Raw genomic sequence first — 1680 nt, 5'->3', positions numbered from 1 at the left:
AGCCTCGATCCACCGATGGGCTTGGGGTTGTGAGCGCGTCGTGAAGTGAGAATGCCCTTACGTGCTGGGAAAATCGGACTTCTTCAGGGTCCCAATTCCACCAGCACGAAGGGCATCTCGTAGATGCAACTTTGCCACACGCCCCGCGCGACCTCTGCGGTGTTCGATGATCCGAATCTCGTGTCGTCGGCCGGACTGGTCCCGGTCCTCGCGTTGGCCCGATCCGCGGGACTCCACGAGCTCGCCCAGCAGCACCTGTCGGTGCCGACCGACAAGGGCGCGAACGCCGGGTTGAAGGTCACCTCTCTGGTGGCCGGGATGGTCGCCGGCGCCGACAGCATCGATGACATGGCGCTGCTACGACATGGCGGGATGGGTCGGGTGTTCACCCACGCGTACGCACCCTCGACGCTGGGATCGTTCCTGCGGACGTTCACCTTCGGTCACGTCCGCCAGCTCGATGCGGTCGCGTCCCGGTTCCTGACCCGGTTGGCCGTCCAGGCACCACTGGTCCCGGCGTCAGACGAGCTGAACCGACGGGTGATGGTCGACATCGACGACACCATCATCGAGGTCCACGGCTACGCCAAGCAGGGCTCGGGATACGGCTACTCCGGGGTCCGCGGCCTCAACGCGCTGCTGGCCACCGTGTCCACCAACGACACCGCGCCGGTGGTCGTGGCCCAACGACTCCGCAAGGGATCGTGCGGCTCACCCCGCGGTGCCAAGCGCCTGGTCGCCGACGCGCTGAGGACCACCCACCAGCTCACGGGCGCCTCCCGTCTGCGACCACTGGTGCGCGCCGATTCCGCGTTCTACGGCCACCCGAGCATCGCGGCCGCGCTCAAGGCCGGCGCGGACGTCTCGATCACCGTGCGCCTGGACAACCGCATCAAGGCCGCGATCACGGCGATCCCCGACGACGCCTGGACCCCGATCGAGTACACCGACGCCCTCTACGACGAAGCCACCCGGACCTGGATCTCCCGGGCCGAGGTCGCCGAGATTCCCTTCACCGCGTTCGCCGCGCAGAAGAAGACCAACCACGTCCCCGGACGGTTGGTGGTGCGCCGGATCCCCGACCTCAACCCGGGCACCAAGGACGGGCAGGACACCCTGTTCGACACCTGGCGCTTCCACGCCTTCTTCACCACCACCGCCCACGACGTGGCCGGCACGGTGGCCGCGGACAAGACCCACCGCGGTCACGCGATCATCGAGCAGGTCCACGCCGACCTGAAGCACGCAGCGCTCGCGCACCTGCCCTCGGGCAAGTTCACCGCCAACGCCGCATGGCTCGTGCTAGCCGTGATGGCGTTCAACCTGACCCGTGCCGCCGCGACCCTCACCGGCCCGGGACTCGCCAAGGCCACCACCGCGACGATCCGCCGCAAGCTGATCACCGTCCCGGCTCGTGTCGCGTCCTCCGCCCGCCGGATCACGCTGCACCTGCCGCAATCTTGGCCATGGCAGAGCGCCTGGACGGCACTGTTCGACCGAGTCAGCGACCCGCCGCCAGTGCTCACGTCCTGACCACCCAGCAGCGAGAGCGGCGCGACCAGGAACACCGTGGAACACCCCGGACACGAGAGGTCCGGCGAATCCTCACGCCACCGAACACTCACCCCACGACGGCGACAATCAACCCATCCCAACCGTGCCCATCGGTGGATCGAGGCT

General features: G+C 68.0%; 1 protein-coding gene. It reads left to right on the top strand.

Features of this window, described 5'->3' with window-relative positions:
* Window positions 1-123 precede the first annotated feature (123 nt).
* Window positions 124-1533 (top strand): IS1380 family transposase, encoded by a 1410-nt coding sequence (locus Q1B24_RS21760; protein WP_299933066.1) that lies wholly within the window; start codon window positions 124-126, stop codon window positions 1531-1533.
* The last annotated feature ends 147 nt before the right edge of the window (window positions 1534-1680 follow it).

This window comes from uncultured Nocardioides sp. (assembly GCF_947488025.1).
GTDB lineage: Bacteria > Actinomycetota > Actinomycetes > Propionibacteriales > Nocardioidaceae > Nocardioides.
Note: the sequence above shows the minus strand (reverse complement) of the source record. Positions and strands in the feature narration are given on the sequence as shown.

Excerpts from the sequence above, each read along its gene's own strand:
- Q1B24_RS21760 (WP_299933066.1), top strand. The coding sequence starts at position 124 with ATGCAACTTTGCCACACGCCCCGCGCGACCTCTGCGGTGTTCGATGAT.